The organism is Treponema zioleckii, assembly GCF_014737315.1.
GTDB classification, from domain to species: domain Bacteria; phylum Spirochaetota; class Spirochaetia; order Treponematales; family Treponemataceae; genus Treponema_D; species Treponema_D zioleckii.
In genome coordinates, this window is record NZ_JPUF01000019.1 from 1 (window position 1) to 23,782 (window position 23,782).

The following is a 23,782-nucleotide window of genomic DNA, read 5'->3' on the forward strand; positions in this document are numbered from 1 at the left end:
AGCCGTTCAACTCTGGATAGTAATATTGCGGAATGATTTTGACGGAGATTTCTTTTTGCTTTAAAAGCTCTTTTTGCGCTTTTGAAAGCAGAACATCGTGCCCAAGATATACCACCACAGGTGGCTTTTCTACGACAATCTTTTTACAAAACTCTTCCAGCTCCTCTTCCGTCAGCACAATGGCGACCGCCTTGTTATGCTCAAAGTCCACGGCGTTTTCAAGTTCCACAAGCTCGCGAACGTGCAAAAGCAATTTGTCGGCGTATTCGTAGTATTCTTTTTCCGTGATTTCAACAAAATCCACTTTGAAGTATTTGAGCGAGCCTGAAAGTCCGTCAGAATATTTTGAGCCGTCTTTGCGTTCGCCAGTGATAACCGTTTTTAGACGCTCGTAGGTGATGTCGCGACAAATGCCGTTTTCGTTGTTCGTGCAAAGAATGAATTTGCGATGCCCGCCGTCTTCTGCATTGAGTTTGAGAACAGCGTGCCCAGTTGTGCCAGAGCCTGCGAAAAAATCGAGAATAGTGGAGGAATGGCTTTTTTCAGATACATTTTTCAATAATTTTGCAATTATCTCGACCGGTTTTGGATTTAAGAATTTATCTTTAGTATTAAAGATTTCTGTTAACACATTTGAGCCGTCGCCTGTCTCTGCAACATCATATATGATACTTCGATCTTTTATGATTTTAGTTTGTCCTGTAAAATATTCTTTCTCGTAAGGAATCCATTTATTTTCTTTTTGCTCCCAATGAATTAAGTTATTCTGTTCAAGAATTTTCATTTTTTCCTTTCCAATACGCCAACGTCCATCATTTCCGTCAGGAGCAATTGGAAAGCAATCTGAATTGTCTGGGGCTTTTATTGGAAAATACATTGTTGGTCTATCCTCTTTTCGTGAGGTATTTCCCCATTTTGCTAATTTTGTTGTTTTGAAAATTCCATTGGAATCTGAATGATTAAATTCTTTTGATGAACGTTCTACAGTTTCATCTCGCCAAAACATTTGTTCAGTTTTCCTGTAAACACAAATGTATTCATGTTCTGTTGAGAAATAATCCACGGCTTGCCCACCACCATATTTTTTCCGCCAAATATAGTTTCCGACAAAATTATTTTCCCCAAAGATTTCATCACAGAGGATTTTTAATGTTGCTTGCTCATTATCATCAATTGAAATAAAAAGCACGCCCTTTTCGCTCAGCAATTCACGAGCAATGCGCAATCTTTTTTCCATAAAAGAAAGCCACTTTGAATGACGAAACGAATCGGCGGAATCTACAAAATCATCGTCGTAGATAAAGTCCTTGTTGCCTGTATTGTATGGCGGATCGATATAAATCACGTCGATCTTGCCCTTGTGTGTTTTCTCCAGAAGTTTCAGAGATGCAAGGTTGTCGCCCTCAAGCAAAAAGTTCATCTCGCCGCCGTTGCCGACGAACAGCTCTTTTTCTTCCGTCAGAACAGGCAGATTGTTTTCAAGTTTTTCGTCAATCGCTTCTTTGTGCTCCTCAAACACAAGCCCGTATTTCTGACCCTTGATTTCTGAAATAAGTTCGCCTAGGTAGTCCGTGAGTTTCCGGGCATTTTCGTCGTAGAGATTTGTTTTCAGGAATTTTCTGATTTCTTCTATTTTATTAAGCAAGTCTTCGCGTTTTTGTTTAGACAGGTTGGTAGACATTAAGTTTTCCTTATATAACGGAGTAAATAAGAAGTGTTACTCCAATGTATAAAGTATATCGGTATTATCACTCCATTAAATTAGATTTTCAAAATAAATACTCAATTAATATGAGTGTATGGAAAATTTTTTCGACGATTTTCGCATGAATATGAAGTATTACCGTGAACAAAGAAAATTAAGCCAATCAGAATTGGCAATCCAAGCTAATAGTTCAAATGGAATGATAGGAAATATTGAATCAGGAAAAGCAAAACCATCTTTTGATAATATTATAAAAATCGCCGCTGCTCTCCAAATCCATCCCGCCGACCTCTTCCTGCGCAACGCCTCAACAACCGTCTCGAACACGAAAAATCTTCTCAGAACGGAGCTCATCCCGCAGATTGAGGAATTCGTGGAGAGAAGATTGTAGAAAAACGCCCTGCAAAAACATTTCAACCAACGGCGAGTCCTTTGTTTTGTACGATTATTTTGCGGAGAAAGCCTCACTTTGTGAATCATAGGCTCAATTTCGAGTTTCAAAACTAGACCCCAAAAATGCGGTAACGGGAAGAAAAGGGGAACGACAGTATTCTATGCATGGTTCATAAAAATTGTTTTGTCGTTCCTATCATTTTTGCAAAGCAAAACTGAGTAAGGCATTTCTGAAGGTTCGCAAGTAGGGAGCGACGGCTTTGCCGGAAAAACCTGTGAGACAGGTTTTTAGCGATTCTCCGAGCAACTGTGTTGCGAAGGCTGAAACGAGCTCAGTCGGATTCCTATTGCCTTCAGCCATGACAAAAAAGACGCGCTTTTCTGGTAGTGGACGCATTTTTTAAGCTGATTAAAAAAACTCGATATTCGACCTCATATTTGCAATCCCGCTTGTAAAATCGTTTAACCAAGAATTTGCTTCACTGTATCAATCGATAATCCTGTCGCTTGTGTTATAGTTTCTAGCGGAATCCCCAGGGACTTTAATCTTCTAGCTGTTTCAATATTTGCTTCAAGTTTTCCTTCTATTTTACCTTCAAGTCTGCTTCTGCGCTCAACGTCTCTGTCGTGGAGATTCCATGCAAGATATTCATTCACAAACGACTGTTCGAATTTCTTTGTCTGCACTATATTTGCAATCCCGCTTGTAAAATCATTTAGCCAAGTATTTGCTTCACGGTCTCAATCGATAATCCTGTCGCTTGTGCGATAGTTTCCAGCGGAAATCCCAATGAGTTTAATCTTCTAGCTGTTTCAATATTTGCTTCAAGTTTGCCTTCAAGTCTGCTTCTGCGCTCAACGTCTCTGTCGTGGAGATTCCATGCAAGATATTCATTCACAAACGACTGTTCGAATTTCTTTGTCTGTACCATATTTGCAATCACAAAATTAGGATTTCAATTTCTCTATTTCAGACAGAGAAAGCCCTGTCATTTGAGAAACTTGAGCAATAGTTAATCCCATCGCAAGAGCATTGCGAGCTGTCGTTTTTACCCCCTCGATAATGCCTTGCTGTCTACCTCTGCGCTCAACATCTCTGTCGTGGAGATTCCATGCAAGATATTCATTTACAAACGACTGTTCGAATTTCTTTGTCTGTACCATATTTGCAATCCCCCTTGTAAAATCAGATTCTGCTTTGTTTTTCTTTACGAAAGAAAGAAAATCTTTTATTTCTGCATCATCTTCACTTTCGTAAGCCGCCGCGTTAAAAATCAAATGGTGTGTTTGATCCCCTAATTCCACGCTTTCATTTTCGCTGCATTTCCGTTCAAAAGTGTACACTGGAAGTCCGGCTTCGAACGGATCGTCCATGCAGATGAAAATGACATAGCTTTCTTTGAGTTCAGAATAATCCGCGCCTTTCATCAAGCTGTCAATGTCAATCATGCTCTGATAGTATCGAGTTCGCTTTCCTATGCTCTCAACTTTGTATGACTGACATTCCACATCGAAAACTTTGTCAGAGTTGGCGACGTACACATCAAGCCGAACGCCTTTCCGCGAATAAAAAGGGCTTATTGACTTTTGAAGCTCCGGATATTCGATATGGTCAATCTTTATTCGCAAAAGCCGCTCAATAACTCCTTTGCAGATTTCAGGTTCTCGCATAACAGCACCGAACATAAAATCATCAGTGAACACAAGTTCTTCAATCGGTTTAATCAGCCTCGATTCTTTCATGCTTATAATATACAACAACAATACTTAAAAGACCATATTGATTTTCTTGGAGCTTATCCGGAGGCTTGAAAACTTTTCGGACAAGGGCTTTAAAAAAGCAAAACCACCTAAAACAGGTGGTTTGTATGTTGTCTAAATTCGGCTTTAAGTTGCCCGAATGACATTCAAAAGGTATCGGCTTAGCTGCCGTCAGCATTAAAATCAAATCTGAATCAAGACCTTAAAAAGGTCGGCTATCTTTGTCGGAAATTGCATAACGCCTCCTTTTCGTGCAGCCGGTGTAAGTCCTCATCTCTTTCCTGACCACGATTTAATCTTATCATAGCTTTGGCAGAATGCAAGCGAAAATTCAAGTTTTTTTAATCTTTTGAGATTCTGGGACTAGCTAGGAATGAAGGTGGTGAATGAAAATTGCAGATAAACATTGTAAAAAATTTTCAAAAAAATCTACATATATTTTTAAAATTTTATTATAATCGCTTTTTATGATGAAAAAACATAGCTTATTTTTGTTTTTAACGACATTTGCTTGGTTTTGGGGAATTTCGTGCACCCTTGAGGAAGCGTTTTCAGTTGAACCTGAGATTTTGTCATATTCAAAAGTTCAAACGGCCCAGCCGTTAAAAGGTTTTGCCACGTGGGAAGGGGACGCGGAGAATGGCGTTCCGTGCAGTTTGGAATATATTCCGATTCCGTTTAATAAAGTTCTTGTTGCCGAAAACAAATGTGATTTTTCGTTTTTGGAAAAGAAACTTGAAGACGCTAAAAAGCGTCGGCATCAGGCAATCGTAAGGTTTATAATCGATGATACGGGAACGGGGTTGTATCTTCCAGAGTTTCTTTCGTCCGTAAAAAAATTCAACTACACGGATGGAAGCTACACGGGATATTCTCCTGATTACAACGACGAAAAGTTGCTCGGTCAAATTGAGTTTTTTATAAAAGAACTTGCAAAAAATTACGACGGTGATGTGCGAATCGCAAATATTGAGACGGGAATAATCGGTCATTGGGGCGAGCAGCACACTTATTATTGCGAAAAAATTGCAGAGAAAGAAAAGGCAAAAGTGAGCGATGCGACTTGGAAGAGATTTTTTAAGGCTTTTTCTGACAGTTTTTCAGAAACCTGTATTTCTGTGCGTTCTCCGAGTCATCCGGGCGTTTCTTCGCATCCAAAGTTGGGCTATTACAACGACATGGTTTATAGTGATTCTGATGATGAATATTTTAGGGAAATGCTGAATACCGAAAAATCGCTTTGGGATCATTGGAAAGACTCCATGATAACCGGGGAGTTCGCGCCTGGGCTTCAAAGTGATTTTATTTCGAAGTGCGGAAAAAGTTCAGTCTTCTCAAAATATAAAAAGCGAATCGAAGAATTTCACGTTTCTTCGCTTTTGTGCGGCAAGGCTTTTGAGTCAAATCAGAAAAAAGAGCTGATTCTTGCAGCTTCAAATGCCTTGGGCTATGACTTTACGGTGCTTTCTTCGTCGTGTTCGTATTCTGACTCGGAACTAAAAATTTCTCTTTCGATAAAAAATGTCGGAATTGCACCTTTTTATTACAAGTGGCCTGTAAAAATCGCGCTTTTAAAGAACGGCAAGATTATTGAGTCGTTTAAGACGGACTGGGACATTCGGACGATTTTTCCCGACAACACGAAAACGTTCGAATTTTCAAAGACAGTTTCTTCTGCGGAAGGCTGCACGGTTCTTTTGGGAATTCCGAATCCAATGGGAAGCGGTTACCCTGTTTCATTTTCGAATGAGGAGCAGGACAAGGATTTAAAAGGCTGGCTTTCGCTCGGATCGTTGAAAGATTCACTTTAGTGCGAGTCGAATCACTTCAAAATCTTCTTCCGAAATGCAGAATCGCTTCATGTCGATTTGATTTTGCGTAAATTCGACTCCTTCTGATTCGAGTTTTTCTTTTTGGGCATTTGCTCCGCCAAAGGCAAAATTTGCGGAGCAGAGTCCTTTTGCGTTCACTACGCGGTGGCAGGGCGTTTGTTCGTTGCTGGGATTTTTGTGTAGAACGTTCCCAACGTAGCGGCGCAGGTTTTTGTTTCCCGCGAGGGCGGCAATTTGCGAATAAGTGGCGACTTTTCCGCGGGGAATTTGCCTTACTGCGGCATAGATTTTTTGTGCGAGAGTTGATTTTTTTTGTGGCAGAATGTCGTTCATGTTTTTAGTTTCGGTGATTTTTTCAGATTTTTGACGCAGATAAACACTGATAACTGCAGATTGGCCGAAGCTAGTTGTAGAGTTTTATGGCGAATGCCGTCATGCTGAACTCGATTCAGCATCTGCTGTTATGGATTTCGAAACAATTTCGGAACGACTGTAATTTATAGGTTGAATTTCAAGATTTTTCAATAATTTTCAACACTTTTCATAGTTTTTTTGCTGTTTTTCATAATATTTTATAATCTGAATTTTATAATGATTAAAAAGTCAAATTTTGAAAGTTTTTTTCTAAAAGCAGAACTCATGGGGTGATACATGAAAATTGGATTTAACAGTCTTCGGGCAAAACTTATTTCTCTGATTGTGGCGATTGTTGTTTTTTCAAATGCATTGCTGGTTTTTATTTCTTACAAGATTTCAAAGCCTTCAATTGAAAAATCCGTTGAGGAAGTTTTAAAGTCAAATTCAAAGCGTTTTGCGGATGTCGTTTACAAAGAGAATGAACGAATCTTTTCTATTCTGAATGTGATTTCTGGGCAGCCGTACATCATGTCGAATGAGATGGAAATTCAGGAGAAAAATGAAATCCTTGCAAGAATAACGAATTCAAATAAAAATCTTAATCGGCTTTTTTTTGTGGATAACAAAGGCGTTTCATTTTCTCAGGACGGCGAGATTGAGTCTGTTAGTGGCGAGGAATATTTTAAATCTGCCTTGAACGGAAACAATTATATTTCAGACCCTTCAATCGGGGATTTGCAGGTTTTCTTCTCGGTTCCGGTTTATGACGAAAATCGTAATTTTTCTGGTGCGCTGGTTGCTATTTACAAAGGCGAGGCTTTTTCTACGATGTGTGCGGAAACTCTCATTGGCCAGGAAAGCCATCCGTTCATTATCAATATGAAGTCTGGGCGCACGGTTGCTGATGCAAATCCAAAATATCCTGCAAAAGGTCAGATTTTGCGCGACTCTACAAAGGGAGCGATGTACGAGGCGATTTGTGATGCGATGGCTGGAATTGACACTTACAAAGTTTTCTTTGAGCCACGGCGAGCAAAATATATGGTCGCTTCATACCGTCCTGTAGGCGACAACTGTGATTGGGCGGTTTTCTGTATGGCTCCGTATGTTGAATATTTTGGCGGCCTTCGTTCGCTCGTGCAGATTCTTGTGGTTGTTACGTTGATTGTACTTGTATTTGCGAACTTTGTTGCAATTTTGGTTGTTTCGCGCAACATGCGTCCTCTCAAAGAGTTAAAAAAATCAATTTCTGAAATTGCGACTGGTGACGGCGATTTGACAAAAAGAATCAAAATTGCTTCAAAAGATGAGATTGGCGATGTTGTTCGCGGATTCAACACTTTCTGTGACAAGCTTCAGGGAATCATTTTTGACGTTCTCACTGCCAAGAACGAGCTTAACATTTCTGGCGAGAACATGAATGCGAGTGCGGAAGACACTGCCACTTCGATTATACAGATTATTTCAAATATCGATACCGTGCATTCTCATATTGCGAACCAGAGTTCGAGCGTTGAGCTTACGGCGGGGGCTGTAAACGAGATTGCTTCGAATATCGAGTCCCTTGAGATTATGATTCAGAATCAGTCTCAGCAAGTTTCTCAGGCATCTGCGGCGGTTGAGGAAATGATTGGAAATATTTCTTCCGTAAATCAGTCCGTTGACAAAATGGCTTTGTCGTTCGATGAGTTGCAGAGAAATGCGCAGGTGGGCTACGAAAAGCAGCAGGACGTTAATGACCGCGTAAATCAGATTGAAAACCAGTCGAATATGCTTCAGGAGGCTAATGCGGCGATTTCTGCGATTGCGGAACAGACTAACCTTCTTGCAATGAATGCAGCTATTGAGGCGGCTCATGCGGGCGAGGCCGGAAAGGGATTCAGCGTTGTTGCAGACGAAATCCGAAAACTTTCTGAGACTTCAAGTGTTCAGTCGCGCACGATTGGTGAGCAGCTCAACAATATTAAGGATTCGATTAGCAGCGTCGTTGCTGCTAGTGCGGAATCTAGCGTTGCGTTCAGCATAGTTTCAAGAAAAATAGGCGAGACTGACCAGCTTGTTCAGCAGATAAAGGCCGCAATGGCGGAGCAGACTGTAGGTTCTAGGCAGATTGGAGACGCGCTCCACGTTATGAACAACAGCACTATAGAAGTAAAAACGGCTTCCAGCGAAATGGCAATCGGTAACAAGGCAATTCTTGACGAGGTTCATAACCTTCAGGAGGCGACTAGCGTTATTGATGTTAGCATGAAGGAAATGTCTGCCGGTGCAAGAAAAATAAATGAGACCGGAAACGCTTTAATGGGCATTGCCACCCAAATGAACGATTCAATCGAAAGAATCGGGAACGAAATCGGGCAGTTCAAAGTTTAATATAAGTTTTCAGATTTTTAACGCAGATAGTTGTGGGAAATTAGATATTTCTTGAACATATCTGCGTTCATCTGCGTCACCCCCTAAAATATTAAAAATTTGCTAAAAATAAAGAAATTTTATTTTGACAATTTGTGCAACCGATTGCATAATAAAAACATGGACAACCGATTGCACAATAAAAATTACACGATGGAAGATATTGCTCTTGAGCTTGGAGTTGCAAAAAGCACTGTCTCGCGTGCGTTGGCTGATTCCAAACGGATTAGTGCAGAAACTCGCGAAAAAATTCAGCAGTTTGCCAAAACGCATGGATTCAAGCCGAACCTTGTGGCACGTGCGCTTGCGGGGCAAAAAACGCTGAATCTTGCGGTGGTAATGCCGCTTGAAGCTACGGCGGTGCAGATGATGTTCTTCCATGAATGTCTTTCTGGAATTGTTACGAGCGCGGCAAAGCAGGGCTATAGCGTGCTTGTTTGCATGACGAATGACAATGGCGGCGACGAACTTTTGGAAAGTTTGCTCACGAATCATAGGGTTGACGGTGTTATTCTCACGCAGCTTTTGCAGGAGGACAAAAATCTAAAAATCGTTCGGGAATATGGCTTACCGTTTGTGGTCATTGGTTCTGGCGCGGGGGACGACGTTTTTCATGTTGACTCGCGGATGAAAGAGTGCTGCGAGGAATTTACCGAAATGTGCGCAAAAAAAGTTTGCGACGGCGGTCGGGTGCTTTTTGTGTGCGGCTCGCTCGGCATTGTGGCAAACAACAATCGTCTTTCGGGTTTTCTTGCCGGCATGGAAAATTTGACTGAGAAGAATTTAAAATACGCGGTTTGCTCTAATTATTTGGATATCGGCACTGAATTTGACTTAAAAGACTGGCATTTGATTCTTTGTTCTGACGACGTGGTTTGCTCAAAAATCCTTGAAATCTCAAGAAAACATGGTTTTTCGATTGGCGAGGACAAGGATTTTATGCTCGCCTCGTTCCATGACAGCATAATCCTTGAATCAAACTGTCCGGGGATTAGCGCGCTTCGTGTTAATGCCTTCGGTCTTGGTGAAAAGGCTGGCGAGGTTGCGCTAAAACTTCTTTCTTCAGCTAAAGATGGCGTTGAGTGTGAGATAGAAAAAAACAATTACGTTGAATGTTCGTATGAAATGCGCGAGTCTACTTGAGCGCAAAAATAAAAGGGGATTTTGAATGAAAAAAGCTATTCGATTTTTGATTTCAGTCTTGCTGGTTCTTCCGTTTGTCTCCTGCAACGAGAAAAAGGCATCGGACGGAAAAATTACTCTTACGGTCTGGGAGTCAACTCGCGGTCCTGATGAGTTTATAAAGCGTGCCGGTGAGATTTATGAAAAAACTCACGAGAATATCAAAATCAAATTCGTGAACGTGGAAGTTGGCGATGCCGTTGGCCAGTTGATTCTTGACGGTCCTGCGGAAGTTGGTCCTGATGTTTTTGCGGCGCCTCACGATTCTCTGGGAATCCTTGCGATTGGCGGTCACGTGCTGGCAAATCAAAATCCGGCTTTTGTAAAAGAAAAGGCCCTTGCTTCTTGCGTAAAAGCCCTCACGTATGACGGCGTTATGTACGGCTATCCTGTTTCGGCCGAAACCTATTCGCTTTTTTACAACCGGGCTTTAATAAGTGACGACGAAGTTCCTACATCGTGGGAAGGGCTTCTTGAGTGGTGCGAGAAATTTAAAGAAAAGAATCCTGAGAAATTCGGTTTTACGATGGAAGTCGGGGCGGGATATTACACGATTATTTTTACGACTTCCGAGGGAAACAGGCTTTTTGGCGAGAGCGGAACAGACCGCGAGCATTCCAACATAAATTCAGATAAATCTATACAGGGCATGACTTTCTTTAAAAAACTCCGCTCTGTTCTTAATGTACCGGCTTCCGATTTGGATTCTGCCACCCTTGACGCGGCTTTTCAGGCGGGACAGGTTGCAATGTATATTACCGGTCTTTGGAACGTAAAGGGCTTTACCGATGCCGGAATTGATTTTGGCGTTGCTCCTTTGCCTGCTCTTCCTGGAAACAATCAGCCTGCGGCGTCGTTCAGCGGAACTCGTGCAATGTTCGTTTCGGCGTATTCGGATTATCCGAAAGAGGCGAGTGATTTTGCAGAATTCCTTATGAGCGATGAAATGCAGAAACTTCGTTTTGAAATTACGGGTGCGCTTCCTAGCGTAAAAATGGAAGTTGACCGGCCGTATCTAAAAGGATTTTTGACGCAGCTTGATTATGCGTTCCCGATGCCTTCGATTCCGGAGATGAAGCTTTATTGGGACGCAATGAACAGTGCCAGCAAAAATATTTGGGATGGAGCTGACGTAAAATCAGAACTTGATGCCTGCAACATGGCGATTACTGGAAAATAGGGAGACTGTGTATGGAACTTGACAGGAACGGCACGGATTCAAAAAAAATAAAAGATTTGCGGTTGTTTTTATGGGACTTTCGCATTTGATTTTTTTGAAGGATTACATAAAAGGAATCTTTTTTGCCATTTGTGAGCTTGGCTTTTTGGCGTTGCTTCCGGTGACGGTGCGTAAGCTCATAAACTTGGTGACTCTTGGAAGTCCGCATCCGGAACTTCCTATAAAACAAAGAGACAATTCTGTTTTTATGATGATTGACGGTATTCTCTTTTTGGCCATAATCATCGTGTTTGCAATAGTTTATTGGCTCAGCGTAAAAAGTGCGCAGAAAGGTTATGAGGAATATTGCAGGACGGGACGCTTTAAGAATCAGAAGGCTTCCCTTGATTCAACGCTTTCAAGTTCTTTCCCGATTTTTGGGCTTGCTCCTGGATTCATACTTGTTCTTGTGTTCGTAGTGGTACCGCTCCTTTTTAGCGTTGCGGTGGCTTTTACGAATTATAGTGCTCCGGCTCACTTGCCCGCGAATAATACGGTTGACTGGATTGGGTTGCAGAATTTTAAAGAACTTATAGGCGGGCACACGAACTGGTCGAGCGGATTTGTTCGGGTTGCCGTCTGGACGCTGGTTTGGGCCGTTATGGCAACTTTTACATGTTATTTTGGCGGGCTCATAATCGCAGTTCAGCTAAAAGAAATCCATGTGAGAATCGCACCGATTTTTAGATTCATCTTTATTCTTCCGTATGCTGTGCCTGGAGTTGTTTCAATGCTGGTCTGGAAGAATCTTTTAAACGGCTCTTTCGGAATTATAAACAGAACTTTGCTGGCTCTGAACATAATTTCTGAGCCGATACCGTGGCTTGGAAGTCCGCATCTTGCCCAGTTCATGTGTATTCTCGTGAATCTTTGGGCTGGCTTTGGATACTTTATGCTTCTTGCGATGGGAACGATGACTGCAATCAGCGAGGATATGAACGAGGCTGCGAGAATTGATGGAGCTAGCAAACGGCAGATTTTCTCAAAAATCACTATGCCGCTCGTTTTGTATCAGACTTTGCCGCTCATCATTATGAGTTTTGCCCACAATGTTAATAACTTTGGCGCAATTTACTTTTTGACGAACGGTGCGCCGAACGTTCCTGACACTACAATCACGACTGCTGGTGCTACGGACATTCTCGTAACTTGGATTTATAAACTCACCATGAACATGATGAAGTACAACTACGCTTCGGTAATAGCAATTATGATTTTTATTGTTCTTGCTCCGTTTGCGATTTTCCAATTCAGAAAGACAAAGGCTTATAAAGAGGGATCGTTATGAGACAGATAAACTATCAGAAAACTGTTGACGGGCTTAACCGCGCCGTAATTTACTTTTTGTTCGTGATTATTTCATTCGTTGTGCTTTATCCGCTTGTTTACGTTGTTGCTGGAGCTTTTTCTCCGGGAAACAGCATGGCTCAGCTCAATATTATTCCGTTCAAGGACGGTTTTACGTTGGAGCATTTTGTTGAGTTGTTCACCAAAACTGATTATGGACGTTGGTTTTTGAACACGCTCATAATTTCGGTTGAGACGAGCCTTGCAACGGTCGTAATAGCTTCGCTTTCGGCCTATGTTTTTTCTAGATTCAAGTTCAAATTCAAAAAATCATTTTTGATGTCGCTCCTTATTTTGCAGATTTTTCCGAGTTTTGTGGGAATGATTGCAATTTACGTGATTCTTCGTCGAATCGGCGGGCTTGATACTTTGTGGGGGCTTGTTCTCGTGTATGTTGCCGGAAATATTCCGTACAACACGTGGCTCGTAAAAAACTACATGGATACGGTTTCTAAGAATCTTGATGAAGCGGCCCGGATTGATGGGGCAGGGCACTTTAGAATTTTCTGGCAGATTATTTTGCCGATTGCCCGCCCGATAATCACTTTCTTGGGGATAACGAGTTTTACGGCTCCGTGGATGGATTTTATCTTCCCAAAAATGGTTCTTCGCAGCGTAGAAAAACAGACTTTGGCTCTAGGACTTTTTAGCTTTGTTTCTGACAAAAAGAATGAATTTACGATTTTTGCGGCCGGCTCCCTTGTAGTCGCGATTCCGTTCGTAATTTTCTTCCTGATTACTCAGCGCACCCTCGTAACCAGCTTTGGCGGAGCCGCGGTGAAGGAATAAAAGGCTGCGGCAAAGTTTACTTTTAGACAGAAAGTTGACCATTGCCGCAGCCCGGCAGTTTTCTAGAGAAAACTGCCGAATACAATGCGGTAGAGGGGGCTTTTTGACAGAAAGTAGATTTTGCCGCAGCCCAGCAGTTTTCAAGAGAAAACTGCTGAAGGTAATGTGGGAAAAACTGACGTGCCTGTCGGAAAGTTTATATGGCCCCGCCCCAGAAGTTTTCCAGAGAAAACTTCTGAACTCATGCGGTGGAGGGAATTTTTAGGCGGAAACTTGAGTTTGGGCGGCTTAAAAACTGCTGTCATGCTGAAACAATTTTGCGGGAATGCTGCAAAACTGAGCTTTTACACGCTCTAGAGGTGGTTGAGCGAAGTCGAAACCACTTTCAGAACTTATAACACATTATGTATACGCTAGATATAGCGTTTTTTTTATAAAGCAAACACTATATTTTCAGATTTTTTTAGACTTCATATTTTATACTTAGCCCCGGAAAATGAATTTTGCGAGGCTAGGAAATCAAATGTGCAACCGATTGCACTAAAAATATGATTCTTTTGGAGATTTTATGAACTACACATACGATAAAAAGAGTTTGATTCGGGACGGAAAACGATGGTTCCCGATTATGGGCGAAATTCATTATTCCCGCGTGCCTTGCAAATACTGGGCGGACGAACTTAACAAAATGAAGGCTGGCGGAGTTGATGTCGTTTCAACTTACGTAATTTGGATTCATCACGAAGAGATTGAAGGTGAATACGATTGGAGCGGGGAGCGAAATTTAAAAGAATTCCTTGCGACTGCAAAAAAATGCGGCGTAAAAGTTTTTCTTAGAATCGGACCGTGGTGCCACGGCGAAGTTCGTAACGGCGGATTTCCTGACTGGCTTTTAAAAAAGGATTTTGAGGCGCGCACCAATGACGAGCGTTATTTTGAAGTCGTAAAAAAATTCTATTCAAAAGTTTATGAGCAGTCTTGTGACTTTTTGTGCGACGAAAACGGCAAAGATGACAACACTGTAATCGGTGTGCAGATAGAAAACGAATACGGTCATTGTGGCGGGCTTTACGAAAAAGAAGCTGGCGAAGCTCACATGAAGCGACTTCTTTTGATTGCGCGCGAAATTGGATTCAAAGTGCCCTTGTACACTGCGACTGGCTGGGGCGGTGCTTGGACTGGCGGAATGATTCCTGTTATGGGCGGATATTGCGATGCTCCGTGGGACCAGCGAATTACAGAAATCGAACCGAGCGGAAACTTTACTTTTACCCATGAGCGGAACGACCACAACATTGGAAGCGACCATGGATTTGGCTACGGAGTTACGTTCGACATAAAAAAATTCCCGTACCTTACGGCGGAACTTGGCGGCGGTTTGCAGGTTACGGCTCACAGACGAACGATTGCGCTGGCAAAAGACATTTCTGCCGTGGCTACGGTAAAACTCGGAAGCGGCGTAAATCTTCTTGGATTCTACATGTATCACGGCGGCACGAACCCGGAGGGCAAACTTACCACGCTTCAGGAATCTACAGATACAGGATATTTAAACGATCTTCCTGTAAAATCTTACGACTTTAGGGCGCCAATCCGCGAATTCGGGCAGGTTTCTGACACTCTCCGCGAGTTAAAATTGCTCAGTCTTTTTGCTAAGGATTTTGGAGAAGAACTTTGCACATTCAAGGCAGAAATTCCTTCGGATAATCCGCTTGACCCAAAGAATTTGGAAAATTTGCGATATTCATACAGATGCAGCGAGGACGGCTCGAAAGGCTATCTTTTTGTGAACAATTACGTTCGTCATCAGGTGCTAAAATCCCACGAAAACGTAACGTTCGCTTCGCCTGACGGAAAAGTGACTTTTCCAAAAATGAACATCAAAAATGGCGATTTCTTTTTCTTTCCGTTCAACATGACTTTTGGCGACGGAAAAATTCGTTCGGCCGAGATGACTCCGTTGTGCGCCTTAAAGCAAGAAAATCTATTTGTCTTCTATATAAATAGTGTTTCTGACAAAGAAGATTTTATTGATTTTGAAAAACAACCTTCGGATTCAAAATATCTCGTGCTTTCGAGAAAAGACGCGCTTAACGTTTGGAAAGTCAAGAATCATATTTTTGTTGCAAATGATTCTTCGTATGTGTTTGAAAACGAAAATGGCGGAATCACTGTAACGGATTCTTGTTCGGACGGAAAAATCGGTTTTTACGTTTACCCGGATTTGGCTGAGATTCCAAAGGGATTTAAAAAGGGAGCCACAAAGAATCTTAATGTTGCTTTAAAACTTCCGAAAGTTGACTTTGCATATTATGAAAAGTCCGTTGACGCGGGTGAGCTAAATATGCGTGTTGGTGCGCAGGAGATTTCTGATTCTGATTCATCTAAAAAAATTGCTTTGAATCTTTCTGAGTATCTTTTGCAAATCGGAAAAAATGACGTGTCGGACGTGTTCGTAACGATTGATTACGTTGGGGAGAGGGCAAAACTTTACGAAAAAATCGGGGAAGAGCGAAAGTTGATTCTTGATAATTTTTGGGTCGGGGAAGATTTTCCGTGGGAAATCGGCTTAAAACGGTTCGCGGATTCAAAAATCAACCTGGCGAATTTGGAACTTGAAATCCTTCCGCTAAAAAAAGGCGCAAAAATCTATCTTGAGAAATGGCCAGAAATTTCGGGCGATTCAGTTTGCAAAATCAAATCGGTTTTTGTGCGAAAAGAATACACTGTAAAATTTTGAGAGTTTTAGGAGGCAAATATGATTAGGGGGACGCGATTGAAGAAATTTGCAGCTCTTGCAACTATGCTTCTTAGCTTTGGGCCGGCTTTTTCTTCGGGAAAGGCCAGCGAGGCTATAAAGCAGAAAATTGTTGTTGAAAAAGTTGACGGTCTTCGGGAAGACTTTATGAAGGGCGTTGACATAAGCATGATTGACCAGATTGAAAAGTCTGGCGGAAAATTTTACAACGTCCGCGGCGAAGAAGATGATATTTTTAACATCTTGAAGGAGCATGGCGTAAATTACGTTAGAATCAGGCTTTGGAACAATCCTACCTACGAAGAGAATCAGTACGACAAAAACGGAAAGCTCATTGCAAAAAAAGGCTCAAAACGTGGCGGCGGAGACAATACGATTGAGACTGACCTTAGAATCGCAAAGAGGATAAAGGCTGCTGGCTTAAAATTCATGCTCGACTTCCATTATTCTGACTTTTGGGCAGACCCTGGAAAGCAGTACATGCCTCAGGACTGGAAAAATTTGACTCCGGCTCAGCTTGAGGACACGGTTGAAAAATTCACCCGCGAGACAATTGACCGCTTTGTTGCGGCAGGTTGCGCTCCTGATTCCGTTCAGATTGGAAACGAGCTTAACTCTGGATTCATGTGGCCTGTCGGTCAGACTTGGAGCGAGAATCCAAAAGAAAAAATCGGCGGAATGAAGGAATTTATGCGTCTTTTGGACCGCGCTTCTAAGGGCGTTCGTTCTTCAAAAGCGGGCGAGAGCATAAAAATCATAATTCACCTTGCGGACGGCGGAAAACAGGATTTGTACAAATATGTTTTTGACGAAGTTAAAAAGTCAAAAATTGAATACGACATTATCGGTCTTTCGTTCTATCCGTACTGGCATGGTTCTCTTGCCGACTTGAAGGCAAATCTTGAGATGATTTCTAAGCGTTACGGAAAAGAAATGGCGGTTGTTGAGACTGCTTATGCTTTTACCGAGGAAAATGGCGATTCTCAGGGAAACGTGTTCCAGATTTATTCTGATGATGCGCACGGTTATGTGCCGAGCGTTCAGGGACAGGCGACCGAGATTCGCGACATTATCGCTACGGTTTCTAGCGTAAAGGGCGGATGCGGCGTTTTTTACTGGGAAGCTGACTCAATTTTGGCAAAAGGCGCGAATCTTTCTGCAACAGAAGGAAACACTTGGGAAAATCAGGCTATGTTCAGCTTTGACGGAAAAGTTCTTCCTTCAATGGCAGTATGGAATCTCGTTAGCGGAAAAGGCGAAGTTAAAAACGTTTGGGGCGGCGAAGCTAAAAACGGAACTGCGTCTGACCCGTATGCTGTTGCGGAAAAAATTGAGGTTACGGTAAAACCCGGCGAAGCTCCAAAACTTCCTTCAAAAATCAAAGTGATTTTAAAGAGCGACAGCGAAACTTTGGCTGACGTAAAATGGAACGAAGTTGACTGGAAAAATCAGAAAGTCGGAAAAGTTTTGGTTGAAGGTTCGGTTTCTGGAAGTGATTTTAAGGCAGTAGCGACTGTTGAAGTTTCAAACAAAACGAATCTGATTTTAGACCCTTCGTTTGAAAGCGGAAAATTCGGCAAATGGGTTTTGAACGGACCTTCAAGCGCAAGTTTCCTTGAAAACAACAAAGGTAACGCGCACTCTGGAAAATTCACTTACAAGTACTGGCTTGCAAATGGATTCCGCTCTATTCTTTCGCAGAAAATTACGGCGCTTGAAAACGGCACCTACGAGCTTTCTGTTTGGGCAATGGGCGGTGGCGGCGAGAAAAACATTCGTCTTTTTGCGGCTGGCTACGACGGAACAGAAAAGCAAATCACAGCAAAAATCACGAACACTGGCTGGAACGAGTGGAAACAGTACAAAATCCGCATTCCTGTAACTTCGGGAGCTGTTACTGTTGGAATCTATTTGGACACTGCCCCGGATTGTTGGGGAAACTTTGACGACATTGAGCTTGTAAAAGTGGATTAGACACTAGATACGAAGTATGAAGTATGAAGTATGAAGTTTGGAGTGGGACATTCTGACGGTTAGGCATTCTTGTTGTTATGGGAATGCCAAAAAGAATTGTCATGCTGAACTCGACCGCTTTCGTTTTCGCGGTCGCCTTGATTCAGCATCTGCACTGCATGGTGCACAGATAGGAATGTCTACTGATTATTATTAGAGGCGTTCGAAAACTTCAGCTTTTCGAACACCTTATACTGCTGGAGGAAAAATGAAAAAATCAAAATATATTCTTCTGCTCACGGCACTTTTTGCGTCTTCGCTTTTTGCGCAGGAAGCTAACGATGGTTTTGTTGTGCCTTTGAACGAAGATTTGAAGAACGCGATTTTTGCCGCAACTGCAAACGGGAACGCAAATGCAGAGTCTGCAAACAATACCCAGAGCGCAGCTGGCCCATTTAAGGATTTGAAAATGGGACTTTGGCTTGAAACTCAGGCTGTAACAGAGTCTTTGATTCGTAACATCAGCGACCACACCAAAAAAGGCTACGAGTTTGACAACGCTCATTGGAAGACCGAGGCAAACTGGTGGTTCTGGGGAAAAGTTTCAAAAAACGTCTTGCTTTCTTCTGAAATCTCGGTGCTGAATTTTGACAAAACTCTTTATCAGGCAAATTCCTATGCCGCAAATGTGCCTGACGTAACTTGGGGCGACGGATTCCAGTCTGTTTTTGCAATGTTCGCCTCTCCGTTCAAAAACGGAAATGACGAAGGACTCGGCTATTTTAAGAAAATGGGTGTGGAGCTTACCACGCCGTATGTGATTACCCGACTCGGTTATGGCGACCTTGGCCGCGACGGCGGAATGAGCCATTTTGACGGAATCTTTAACGTAATCGACTATAAATCTTGGAACGGATATACAGAACTCAAAAACGGTTCTGCAATTCAGGAATTCGGCGATTTTAAAGTTGACGCACTTCTTGCATTGAGCGACAAAATCGGAACTTACGGAACTTACGACTGGCTCGGCGTAAAATACAAAGATTTTGCCGAAGCAAAGTTCACATTCGGAAGTTCCAGCACGGAAGAGCAGCTTTTCTTCTACAATCGAACGAACACGAACGCATTCTCAACTTATTTTGCCGTAAATCCGCTTGAAAAGTTGAAGGTTGAAGCTCATCTTCTCGGAACATTCGGAACTGACGACTTAAAACTCGGAAGCGACACTTTGGCTTACGCAGGCCGAATCGGCTGGAAGGCAGATTCTTGGAACGCAAGTCTTATGCAGAGCGTTGCCGGAAAAAATGTAAACTCGGTTTGGGGAAGCGACGGCGCATACTACGACGACATCAACGCGAATACGGCGACGACACAGCTTGACGCAAAAAAATCTTTTGCAAACGAAATATTGCCTTTTTCGGTTGGACTTGACCAGGGCTTCACTTATGTGCTGAACGACACGGACAGCCAGTATGAGGGCGCATTGAAATTCAGAACTGAGCCATTCGCAGACTTTGACGTTTCAAATCTTCTTGGAAAGAATTTGAAAGTTGGCTTTTACGGCGTTATGAATTTTGACAGACTTTCTGAAAATCAGGACGCAGACAAAAACTTTATAAAAAGCTTGGACGAAGCCGGAGTGGAGCTTTCAACAGAGAATGCACTTCCGTTCGCAAAAAAGACGGTTTTGAGCTACGCGGTAAAGCGCACTTATGGCAGCTGGGAAAGCGGTTCATCTTACCCGCTTCAAATGACTTACCATTCAATCATGCTTACTTCTGACGTTACGGACAACTTGAACGTTACGTTTGGTTCGGTAATCAGAGATGACAACACCGACAGCGACACGAACGTTCCTGCAGCATTCGCACTCGGAGCAAGCGTTAACAATCTTCCGCTTCCGGGACATCCTAGCCTTTGGACGCACTTTACTTACAGCATGTTCCCTTACACGGACAACAATTACACTCTCCGACGCTGGGACGAAGAAAACGAGTTGTCTACTCACAGAAGCTATCTCTTGAACGAGCTTAGCGGCGAAGAAAATGATTGCAGATACAAGAGCCGCGTGAGCGTTGGTCTCATTTGGAACTTGTAAGGGGGTAGAAGATGAGAAAATTAGGAATTAGGAATGAAGAATGCAGAATTCGGAATGCGAAATTCGAAAATTATCATGCTGAAGTCGCTTCTTCCAATTGTCATACTGGACTTGTTTCAGCATCTAGATTCCGAAACAAGTTCGGAATGACGCGGTTTTCCAAACTTGGAATGGCAATGTTTGCGATGATTCTTTCGCTCTCTATGATTTTTGCCCTTGTTTCTTGTGCTGACGAAAACGGCTTGCATGACCAGAACGCGCTTTTGGTTACGATGAAATTTACGGGTTTTGGAAGCGTTTCTGGAAATTATTCTATTCCTGGAAATTTTGACGGAACTGGTTCTTGGGACAACACGAATGTTGATGTGGTTTTGAAAGACGGCGAAGGAACTTCAAACCAAATTGCAGTGACCGTGAGCAACATTCAGTTTTCGCTCTGTCCTGTAAATAGTTGGGATCGCCCGTGGAACGATAACGGCATTAATGGAAATGGAAGTAGCGATGGCAAGATGCAGAATTTTTACATTGACGGACTTGATTTGGGTGCTGGCGAAGTGACTCTCGTAATTGACGCTTCAAGCGGAACGGCAGTGCCAGTTGTAGAATAGGAGAGCTAAATGAAAAAATCAAATAAATTGAATATTTCAAACGGAAAAAATAGATTGCGATTGTTGAATTTGTCTAAATCACTTGTCGCGAGTTTGAGCGGACTTTTTCTTGCTTTCGCCTTTTCTTCTTGCGAGCAGCTTCAGGACACGCTTTCAAGCGAGCAGCTTCTTGATCAAAAAGACGGAATCGGTGCTTTGAGCGCACTTTCAACAACTTGCTACTACAACGGACTTGCAGATGCCAACGTAAAAGGCACGGAATCTCACCTTGTTTTGAATCTTTCCCAGCTCGCGGATGCCACTTCTGCAAGCGTAAAATACGAGCTTTCGTATTCTATGAACGGCGTGGCTTACACTTCGAGCGGAAGCGGCAGCGGAACTTTGAGCGCGTCAAAAAGCAAATATTACGTTGACCTTTCCCCGGCAATTAATTTGCTCGACGGAACACAAAACCCATCTTACGACGATATTTCGTATACCGTTACCGTTTCTGGCATAAAGAACGCGAGCGGAAACGACTACGACGGACGCACAATGCCGACTTTTTCAAAGAAAATTTCTTTTGCCCCGTTGTACAGCGGTGAGGAAATTGAATTCTCAACGAAACTGGCACCTGCGGGAACAGAATTCTCAATTCCTGTAAACGGAATTTTAACAGCCGTTGACGAGACCGTAGAAGTGACTGCAGCCTCCGGCACTCTTCCAAGCACAACCTTTACCGCAAGCGTTTCTTCCGACGGAAAAGCAATTAACATAAAAACTACGGAAGACATTTCTAACGAAGAATTCACCGCAAGCGTAAAATGCACCGGAATAAAAGTCAAAGGAATCAAAGAAAGCTACGAACACACATTCACTGGCTTGAAGTTTGTAAGTTCTGAGACTACAAATTTGGAAAGCGAAAGCACAATTACGTTAGATGGCAGCGTTCAAAACGTTTTTTCTGCTGAAAAATTTGCAAATTTTGGAACAATAAAAGAAATCAAAATTTTTGCAAAACTTGCAGGTTCTGCAAGTGGTTGGTGGATTAATGCATGTGACAATACTGGGGAAAATTATCTGGTACTCTCTTGGGCTACTAATCCTACTTTTGAGGGATATAACTATGAAGGTACCGCAAGTTCTGAGTTGATTTCTGCAATACAGGCTAATGGATTTTATATAAAAGGTTTAGCAACACTCACTTGCGATGTGATTGTTCAAGTAAAATTTATTGCTGAATAATGAAAGGCGGTCTTAAAATTGCGGGGCTGGAACCTTCGCAATTACAATAAAACTTTTTTTACAACGAATAGGTTTGGTCGGTAACTTTACGTCATTCTGAGCTTGACTCAGAATCTCAAATTTCAATATTGAAAAAGATTCCGAAACAAGTTCGGAATGACAGACTTCGTATAACTTCTATATCCGACCTAATAATTTTTCATCACGGAGGATTTTTATGAAAAAAATGATAAAACGTTTTTTGCATCGTTTTGCTTTTCCTCTTATTTCAGCTTTTATGCTTTTCTCGTGCAGCGACGGCATTGACTCTGCCAGCACCACACGCGGCATTGACGCAACCGACGACGATTTGGTGAGCCTTTCCGACAACAACGGAAAAAGCGACAAAGACACGCGCAAAGACACCGCATCTTCTGTAATCGACTTTGGCGACAATTTTATCCGTGGATTCGACGCAAGCGCGGTGGATTATTTTGAGAATGTTTATGCTTCGTCAAATACCTGGACAGATAAAAACTGGTATGAAGCAGACGGAACACAAAAGGATATATTCAAGCTTCTTGCCGACCACGGCTTTAATACAGTTCGCCTGAGAGTTTGGGTGGACCCGTCTGAGACAAGTACGATTACTGATTCCGTGTGGCCAACTTCAACAACTGGTGATGCATGGCGAGCTGGCGACTGCACTATTGAGCGTGCTACAAGGCTTGCAAAGCGGGCTAAAGCTGTTGGACTAAAAGTTCTTCTCGACTTGCATCTTTCCGATTATTGGACAGACCCTGCCGTACAGCTTATTCCTAAAACTTGGCAAAGCGCTGCGACAGCTTCTGATATGGAAGAAATGCTTTCTTCTTATATAACCGAGACCTTGACTTACATGAAAACTGCTGGTGTAACGCCAGATTTCGTGCAGGTTGGAAACGAAATTGACCGTGGCATCCTTGTTGATTCTTCGATAAATACTTCAACTGGTTCAAAAGTTGCGACAGCTGCAAGTTCATCAATAAATGGTGGAATCAACACAGACAATTTTAAGACTTACATAAAAGCTGGTTGCAAGGCTGTTCGAGATTTTGATAGCAGTATAAAAATTGTCGTGCACATTACAGCTCAGAATTATACGTGTTTCGATAAAGTTGATGCTTCTGGTGCAGATTACGACATAGTTGGGCTTTCTTATTATCCGTGGGAAAATCACGGCACAATTAGCGCGCTTAAAACAAAAATACAAAGTTTTAGTAAGCCTGTTATGATTGTTGAGACTTCGGCAAGTGCAAAGGAATATACCGATTCTCAGGCAAGTACAGCATATTTAAATTTGAGTGGCGAATCGTATGCTGATGTTGAAACTTCTGGATCAAAAATTACGGCAAGCGAATCGAACCAAACGAACATTCTCCGTCATGTGATGCAAGAAATTTATGATGCTGGCGGAACAGGAATCTGCGTTTGGGGCGGTGAACGCCGCGATTATCTGTACGGACTCTTCTCATGGGAAGGATATGCTTATCCAGCAATCGACGCCTTCAATTACACCCCAGCGGACGGCTATCCAACAGCCAACAACGGCTCTACAACCGACGAAGAAACTGGCGACTCTGGAAATTCCGGTGAAACTGGTGGCTCAGACGACACAACTGGAAATGAAAGTGGAGATTCTGAAAATTCTGGTGAAAATGAAACGCTGCTTGATATTTCGACTTCGTTCTCAGGGACTGGAAGTTTCGTAAAGGTTGTTGACTCTGGTTCGATGCCTTCTCAAATATCAGAATTGTATGTGGCGCTTGAAAATATGAGTGGTAGTGGCGATTGGTGGTTTCAAATAAACTTTGATGGTTCAACTTGGGATATAGCAAAAGCTGCTTGGGATGATAATTGCTCTGGATATAGCATGACAATTACAGATGCGAATTTGATTTCTAATTTGATTTCAAACGGAATATATGCTGTAACAGGCTCTGGTCTTTCTGGTACTTTGATAATCAAATCTAAATAACACCATTCCTTCAACACACGGATTTGTTCGTTCCTAACGGAACTCACTTTTATAAAAAGCGAAAAACGTTAGTTTTGAGCAAATCCGTTTGTTTTCCCGGCGGACTGCTCGCTTGCTGTCTGCCGATTTTTTTAATTCAGCATCATCT

General features: G+C 42.4%; 18 protein-coding genes. 13 read left to right on the forward strand and 5 right to left on the reverse strand.

Annotated features, from left to right (window positions below):
- Window positions 1-1,681 (reverse strand): site-specific DNA-methyltransferase (locus JI65_RS06525; RefSeq protein WP_191014574.1); only part of this gene is annotated, 1,681 nt, incomplete at its 3' end.
- Between the two features lie 145 nt (window positions 1,682-1,826).
- On the opposite strand from JI65_RS06525, the gene JI65_RS06530 reads away from it, so the two are divergent.
- The gene (locus tag JI65_RS06530) at window positions 1,827-2,096 is read left to right on the forward strand and encodes a helix-turn-helix domain-containing protein (protein ID WP_191014575.1); all 270 of its coding nucleotides are present in this window, start codon (window positions 1,827-1,829) and stop codon (window positions 2,094-2,096) included.
- Between the two features lie 464 nt (window positions 2,097-2,560).
- Here JI65_RS06530 and JI65_RS06535 read toward each other — a convergent pair whose 3' ends face one another.
- Genes JI65_RS06535 through JI65_RS06545 form a run of 3 tightly spaced genes read right to left on the reverse strand, consistent with a single transcriptional unit; the run spans window position 2,561 to window position 3,841 of the window.
- Window positions 2,561-2,785 (reverse strand): hypothetical protein, encoded by a 225-nt coding sequence (locus tag JI65_RS06535; protein ID WP_191014576.1) that lies wholly within the window; start codon window positions 2,783-2,785, stop codon window positions 2,561-2,563.
- Window positions 2,786-2,814: 29 nt separating this feature from the next.
- Window positions 2,815-3,030 carry a hypothetical protein gene (locus tag JI65_RS06540; RefSeq protein WP_197971920.1) on the reverse strand — a complete coding sequence of 72 codons (216 nt, stop codon included), beginning with the start codon at window positions 3,028-3,030 and terminating at the stop codon, window positions 2,815-2,817.
- A gap of 16 nt (window positions 3,031-3,046) precedes the next feature.
- Complete coding sequence (locus JI65_RS06545; protein ID WP_191014577.1) at window positions 3,047-3,841, reverse strand: Rpn family recombination-promoting nuclease/putative transposase; 795 nt, start codon at window positions 3,839-3,841, stop codon at window positions 3,047-3,049.
- A gap of 485 nt (window positions 3,842-4,326) precedes the next feature.
- On the opposite strand from JI65_RS06545, the gene JI65_RS06550 reads away from it, so the two are divergent.
- On the forward strand, window positions 4,327-5,670 hold the full coding sequence (locus JI65_RS06550) for a DUF4832 domain-containing protein (RefSeq protein WP_191014578.1): 1,344 nt from the start codon (window positions 4,327-4,329) through the stop codon (window positions 5,668-5,670).
- Here JI65_RS06550 and JI65_RS06555 read toward each other — a convergent pair.
- On the reverse strand, window positions 5,662-6,024 hold the full coding sequence (locus tag JI65_RS06555) for an MGMT family protein (protein WP_191014579.1): 363 nt from the start codon (window positions 6,022-6,024) through the stop codon (window positions 5,662-5,664). The genes JI65_RS06550 and JI65_RS06555 overlap by 9 nt on opposite strands.
- A 318-nt stretch (window positions 6,025-6,342) precedes the next feature.
- Here JI65_RS06555 and JI65_RS06560 point away from each other — a divergent pair, with 318 nt between their 5' ends.
- The 11 genes from JI65_RS06560 (at window position 6,343) to JI65_RS06610 (ending at window position 23,634) form a co-directional block, all read left to right on the forward strand.
- Complete coding sequence (locus JI65_RS06560; RefSeq protein ID WP_191014580.1) at window positions 6,343-8,421, forward strand: methyl-accepting chemotaxis protein; 2,079 nt, start codon at window positions 6,343-6,345, stop codon at window positions 8,419-8,421.
- A 159-nt stretch (window positions 8,422-8,580) separates the two neighbouring features.
- Window positions 8,581-9,603: a LacI family DNA-binding transcriptional regulator gene (locus JI65_RS06565; RefSeq protein WP_191014581.1), complete on the forward strand. Its 1,023-nt coding sequence runs from the start codon at window positions 8,581-8,583 to the stop codon at window positions 9,601-9,603.
- 25 nt (window positions 9,604-9,628) lie between these two features.
- Window positions 9,629-10,822, forward strand: a complete 1,194-nt coding sequence (locus JI65_RS06570) for a sugar ABC transporter substrate-binding protein (RefSeq protein WP_191014582.1) — start codon at window positions 9,629-9,631, stop codon at window positions 10,820-10,822.
- A 70-nt stretch (window positions 10,823-10,892) separates the two neighbouring features.
- A complete protein-coding gene (locus JI65_RS06575) occupies window positions 10,893-12,149 on the forward strand; it encodes a carbohydrate ABC transporter permease (RefSeq protein WP_191014583.1) in 1,257 nt (418 codons plus the stop codon).
- Window positions 12,146-12,997, forward strand: coding sequence for a sugar ABC transporter permease (locus tag JI65_RS06580; protein ID WP_191014584.1), 852 nt, complete (start codon window positions 12,146-12,148; stop codon window positions 12,995-12,997). The genes JI65_RS06575 and JI65_RS06580 overlap by 4 nt, the downstream gene beginning before the upstream one ends.
- Window positions 12,998-13,565: 568 nt before the next feature.
- Window positions 13,566-15,737, forward strand: coding sequence for a beta-galactosidase (locus JI65_RS06585; protein WP_191014585.1), 2,172 nt, complete (start codon window positions 13,566-13,568; stop codon window positions 15,735-15,737).
- Between the two features lie 18 nt (window positions 15,738-15,755).
- Window positions 15,756-17,729: a glycosyl hydrolase 53 family protein gene (locus tag JI65_RS06590; RefSeq protein WP_191014586.1), complete on the forward strand. Its 1,974-nt coding sequence runs from the start codon at window positions 15,756-15,758 to the stop codon at window positions 17,727-17,729.
- Between the two features lie 247 nt (window positions 17,730-17,976).
- The gene (locus JI65_RS06595; protein WP_191014587.1) at window positions 17,977-19,806 is read left to right on the forward strand and encodes a hypothetical protein; all 1,830 of its coding nucleotides are present in this window, start codon (window positions 17,977-17,979) and stop codon (window positions 19,804-19,806) included.
- An 11-nt stretch (window positions 19,807-19,817) separates the two neighbouring features.
- The gene (locus JI65_RS06600; RefSeq protein WP_191014588.1) at window positions 19,818-20,414 is read left to right on the forward strand and encodes a hypothetical protein; all 597 of its coding nucleotides are present in this window, start codon (window positions 19,818-19,820) and stop codon (window positions 20,412-20,414) included.
- A 9-nt stretch (window positions 20,415-20,423) separates the two neighbouring features.
- A complete protein-coding gene (locus JI65_RS06605) occupies window positions 20,424-21,638 on the forward strand; it encodes a hypothetical protein (RefSeq protein ID WP_191014589.1) in 1,215 nt (404 codons plus the stop codon).
- Between the two features lie 217 nt (window positions 21,639-21,855).
- On the forward strand, window positions 21,856-23,634 hold the full coding sequence (locus JI65_RS06610) for a glycosyl hydrolase 53 family protein (RefSeq protein WP_191014590.1): 1,779 nt from the start codon (window positions 21,856-21,858) through the stop codon (window positions 23,632-23,634).
- Window positions 23,635-23,782 lie beyond the last annotated feature (148 nt).

What these genes read in the sequence shown, in the direction of transcription:
- JI65_RS06530 (WP_191014575.1), top strand. Translation starts at nt 1,827, where the DNA reads ATGAATATGAAGTATTACCGTGAACAAAGAAAATTAAGCCAATCAGAA.
- JI65_RS06540 (WP_197971920.1), bottom strand. Translation starts at nt 3,030, where the DNA reads ATGGTACAGACAAAGAAATTCGAACAGTCGTTTGTGAATGAATATCTT.
- JI65_RS06545 (WP_191014577.1), bottom strand. Translation starts at nt 3,841, where the DNA reads ATGAAAGAATCGAGGCTGATTAAACCGATTGAAGAACTTGTGTTCACT.
- JI65_RS06550 (WP_191014578.1), top strand. Translation starts at nt 4,327, where the DNA reads ATGATGAAAAAACATAGCTTATTTTTGTTTTTAACGACATTTGCTTGG.
- JI65_RS06555 (WP_191014579.1), bottom strand. Translation starts at nt 6,024, where the DNA reads ATGAACGACATTCTGCCACAAAAAAAATCAACTCTCGCACAAAAAATC.
- JI65_RS06560 (WP_191014580.1), top strand. Translation starts at nt 6,343, where the DNA reads ATGAAAATTGGATTTAACAGTCTTCGGGCAAAACTTATTTCTCTGATT.
- JI65_RS06565 (WP_191014581.1), top strand. Translation starts at nt 8,581, where the DNA reads ATGGACAACCGATTGCACAATAAAAATTACACGATGGAAGATATTGCT.
- JI65_RS06570 (WP_191014582.1), top strand. Translation starts at nt 9,629, where the DNA reads ATGAAAAAAGCTATTCGATTTTTGATTTCAGTCTTGCTGGTTCTTCCG.
- JI65_RS06575 (WP_191014583.1), top strand. Translation starts at nt 10,893, where the DNA reads ATGGGACTTTCGCATTTGATTTTTTTGAAGGATTACATAAAAGGAATC.
- JI65_RS06580 (WP_191014584.1), top strand. Translation starts at nt 12,146, where the DNA reads ATGAGACAGATAAACTATCAGAAAACTGTTGACGGGCTTAACCGCGCC.
- JI65_RS06585 (WP_191014585.1), top strand. Translation starts at nt 13,566, where the DNA reads ATGAACTACACATACGATAAAAAGAGTTTGATTCGGGACGGAAAACGA.
- JI65_RS06590 (WP_191014586.1), top strand. Translation starts at nt 15,756, where the DNA reads ATGATTAGGGGGACGCGATTGAAGAAATTTGCAGCTCTTGCAACTATG.
- JI65_RS06595 (WP_191014587.1), top strand. Translation starts at nt 17,977, where the DNA reads ATGAAAAAATCAAAATATATTCTTCTGCTCACGGCACTTTTTGCGTCT.
- JI65_RS06600 (WP_191014588.1), top strand. Translation starts at nt 19,818, where the DNA reads ATGAGAAAATTAGGAATTAGGAATGAAGAATGCAGAATTCGGAATGCG.
- JI65_RS06605 (WP_191014589.1), top strand. Translation starts at nt 20,424, where the DNA reads ATGAAAAAATCAAATAAATTGAATATTTCAAACGGAAAAAATAGATTG.
- JI65_RS06610 (WP_191014590.1), top strand. Translation starts at nt 21,856, where the DNA reads ATGAAAAAAATGATAAAACGTTTTTTGCATCGTTTTGCTTTTCCTCTT.